The following is a 4,163-nucleotide window of genomic DNA, read 5'->3' as shown; positions in this document are numbered from 1 at the left end:
AAGTAGCCAAAAAATCAAGCCCTTTGTAAATAGTTTCGGAAATCATGTATTAGAGCTGGAAAAACAGAACTCACCCGCTGCGCGGGTTCAAACAGGCTGTTTTTCTAATCAGCTCTAATACGTGATTTCTGATCGCAACTATTTTACAAGGAGCATTTTCCCTAGAACCGCTATAGCCTTAAAAGCATACTGGCGCTTTTGGTGTTGAACTGTGCTATACTCCTGGTTATGGTTATGTTTTGAAAAAACGCCCCTTCTAAAAATTTGTAATCAGCAAGCATAGCTCACCAGTTGAAAAGAAAAACAGTTGTAAGTGAAATTGAAGTATGGATTCTGTTTTTACAGCTGTAAGCTGTGATGGCAACCAATTTTTGCACAGGGCTTGATTTTTTGCTTACTGTTTTATCAAGAAAAAAGATATCCATTTACTACTGTCGCAGAAGCGCACCAAAAAAACGCCCGTTGTAAAATAGTTGCGATCAGAAAGTACCCGTTACAACTGAAATAGAAAAATAGTTGAGATGGAGGTTGAAGCGCGGATTCTATTTTTCCAGTTGTAATGGGCACTTTCAGCAACTTTTTACACAGGGCTTGATTTTTTGTCCACTTTTTTATCAAGAAAAAAGTGGTATTAAAAGTCTTTACTTATTTTACTTGATTAAAAAGCAGCCCTTACAACTATAAAGCATTCCCTAGCTGCTTTTAATGCAATGGGTATGCCTGTAGGGTTATTACCTTTAGCAGTTGCCAAAAAAGACTGCCCACCTCCTTTACCACCAATAAGAGGCGCTATGGCTTGCATCATCTGATGCGCATGGTTGTGTTGAGCCCATCCATCTGATACAGCTATAATCAAGTGGACTTGCTGCTGGAATATGGCAGCTAGTACGATGGCTATTTTTTTATATTGGTTTTTATAGTGCAGTGCAACTTGTTGTAAGGCTTGTGGATGAGGCAGTTGCACCGGTTGAATCAATAGATAACCATCATCAACTGGCTCCAATTGGTCTTGGAGTTGTTGAATGACTTGTTCTATGGCTTTGGCCTGGTAAGCCATTAATTGTTTCTGTAATTGTTTTTTTTCATCCATCAGATGGGTTACTGCCTGTAGGATATCTTTGGGATATTTGAGTAAATGGGCTACTTTATTTAAAGTAGCGGATTGCTGGGTAACGAAATGGTATGCACTACTAGCGGTTAGGGCTTCTATTCTACGCACACCTGTCCCTACAGCGGTTTCATGCATAATCTTAAACAAGCCAATCTGACCAGTAAAGGATAGATGGGTACCGCCACAAAGTTCTACCGAATAGGTTGGGTCAAAGGTGATTACACGCACTTGAGCGCCATATTTTTCACCAAATAGTGCTTGCGCCCCCATGGCTTTGGCAGTGGCTAGTGGAACAGCCAGTTGCTCTATACAAGGAATATTTTCTCTAATCTTTTGGTTAACAATAGCTTCTACAGCCTCTATTTGCTGAGTAGACAGCTTAGTAGGATGCGCAAAGTCAAAGCGCAATAGATTGGGTGTCACCAAAGAGCCTTTTTGAGCCACATGAGCCCCAATGACTTGTTTTAAAGCAGCTTGTAAGAGATGGGTCGCGGTATGGTTACTGGCCGTTAAGACACGTTGCGTAGCATCTACACGCGCTTCTACAGGGGCTTCTAGTTGAGCAGGTAGTTGATGAACCGTATGGAGGATTAAGCCATGCTCTTTTTGTACATCTACCACCGGAATAGAGGCTTGGCCCGATAAGATAACGCCCGTATCAGCTACTTGCCCCCCTCCTTCTGCATAAAAAGGAGTAGTGGCTAAGACCAATTGATAGGCGGTACCTTGTTTGGTGGTCAGGGTACGCCATTGTACAATAGAAGTGGTAACCACGAGTTGATGATAGCCTACAAATTGAGTTTGAAGCGTTGGTTGAAGGATCTGCCAATCTCCTTGGCTGACTGCAGCATCTTTTTGAGAACGTTTTTTTTGCTCTTGAAGGGCTTGTTGGAAACCCGTTTCATCTATCTGCAACCCTTTCTCTTTGGCCATGAGTAGCGTCAGGTCTAAGGGAAAGCCATAGGTATCATAGAGCTCAAAGGCTACACGACCCGCTATGACCCCTTGATTGATTTTGCTAGCATCTAACTGGTTAAAGAGCTGTAAGCCAGTAGCTAATGTTTTTAAAAAGGCAACCTCTTCGGCTTGAATAAGGCGTGCGATATAGTCTCGTTGGGTCGTAAGATTGGAATAAACGCCTTCCATTTGTGCAACTAAAATAGGAATCAACTGGTAGATAAAAGGCTGGTGTAACCCTAAATGGCTGTAGCCATAACGAATAGCTCGGCGTAAAATACGGCGTATGACATAACCTGCTTTGGCATGTGCAGGGGCTTGTCCATCGGAAATGGCAAAGGCTACGGCACGGAGATGGTCTGCAATCACCCGCATGGCAACTGCAATGGTTTCATTTTGGTAGTAGGCTTTACCAGACAGTTCTTCTATTTTTGCGATCAGTGGGGTAAAGATATCGGTATCATAGTTAGATGTTTTACCTTGTAACACCATCGCTAATCGCTCAAACCCCATACCGGTATCGATGTGTTTATGCGGAAGATCAACTAGTTTACCAGAAGCTTTTCGGTTGTATTGCATAAATACTAGATTCCAAATCTCTATAACCTGAGGGTGGCCTTTGTTAACTAATGCAGCAGCTGATAGGGTATTACGCTCAGCCTCAGAACGAATGTCTAAATGGATTTCAGAACAAGGACCACAAGGGCCTTGCTCACCCATTTCCCAAAAGTTATCTTCCTTAGCAAAGGCTAAAATATGGGATTCAGGCAGGTATTGGGCCCAAATAGCAGCAGCTTCCTGGTCTTTAGGGAGACCATCTTGTTGGTCGCCAGCAAAAATGGTAACATAGATACGCGCTTTGGGCAAGTGATAGACTTCGGTTAGGAGTTCCCATGCCCAAGCAATAGCTTCTTCTTTAAAATAATCGCCAAAGGACCAATTACCCAACATTTCAAAGAGGGTATGGTGGTAGGTATCTACCCCTACTTCTTCTAGGTCATTGTGTTTACCAGATACGCGCAAGCAGGGTTGCACCGTAACGACACGAGAAGCGGCAATGGGTCGATGGCCTAAAATGATATCTTTGAAGGGGTTCATACCGGCATTGACAAAGAGTAAAGAAGGGTCTTCTTTGTTGACAATAGGGACGGCGGGTTGGTGTTGGTGCCTTTTTTGGATAAAAAACTGAAGAAATTTTGCTCTTATTGATTTGGATTGCATAGTTTTGGTTATTGCGTTTTTGGGTGAAACAGAAGACCGCAAATTAAGGCTTTTTTATCGTATCTGTTCATGCAATGGCGTCAACTTAAGGAATTTTTAATTATTTTTATTTGATTATAAGTCTTTTTTATCTTACTTTTTTCTTGATAAAAAAGTAAGCAAAAAATCAAGCCTTGTGCAAAAATTGGCTACCATCACAGCTTACAGCTGTAAAAACAGAATCCACGCTTCAATTTCACTTGCAACTGTTTTTCTTTTCAACTGGTGAGCTATGCTTGCTGATTACAAATTTTTACAAGGGGCGTTTTTTCAAAACATAACCATAACCAGGAGTATAGCACAGCTTCAACACCAAAAGCGCCAGTATGCTTTTAAGGCTATAGCGGTTCTAGGGAAAATGCCCCTGTGTAAATAGTTGCGATCAGAAATCACGTATTAGAGCTGATTAGAAAAACAGCCTGTTTGAACCCGCGCAGCGGGTGAGTTCTGTTTTTCCAGCTCTAATACGTGATTTCCGCAACTATTTACAGAGGGCTTGATTTTTTGTCCACTTTTTTATCAAGAAAAAAGTGGTATTAAAAACCTTTACTTACCTATGTCGTGAACAGACTAATGGCATGACTTAAGGATGCATACCATCAGGTATATTTAAGCCATAAGGCATTTTTCTCTTACTTTTTTCGTTTCCGTTCACCACTATGGCTTATGCTAGTAAAAAAACGCGCCCTTTGAAAAAAGTACGATCAGAAAGCTTAGTTTACAGATGAAAAGAAAAACAGTTGCCGGGATGGATTGCAGAGAGGTTCCTGTTTTTCCAGCTGTAAACGAAGCTTTCCGTAACTTTTTTCATCAGCGCTTGATTTTTTGGCTACTT

General features: G+C 41.6%; 1 protein-coding gene. It reads right to left on the bottom strand.

Annotation, left to right across the window (positions count from 1 at the left end):
* Positions 1-658: 658 nt before the first annotated feature.
* Entirely contained in the window at positions 659-3,289 is a 2,631-nt protein-coding gene (gene alaS, locus MUW73_RS01785) for an alanine--tRNA ligase (protein ID WP_243018109.1), read from the bottom strand.
* Positions 3,290-4,163: the final 874 nt, after the last annotated feature.

Source organism: Candidatus Cardinium sp. cByotN1 (genome assembly GCF_022810525.1).
GTDB lineage: Bacteria > Bacteroidota > Bacteroidia > Cytophagales > Amoebophilaceae > Cardinium.
The sequence above is the reverse complement of the archived record's forward strand: the minus strand, read 5'-3'. Positions and strand labels throughout refer to the sequence as shown.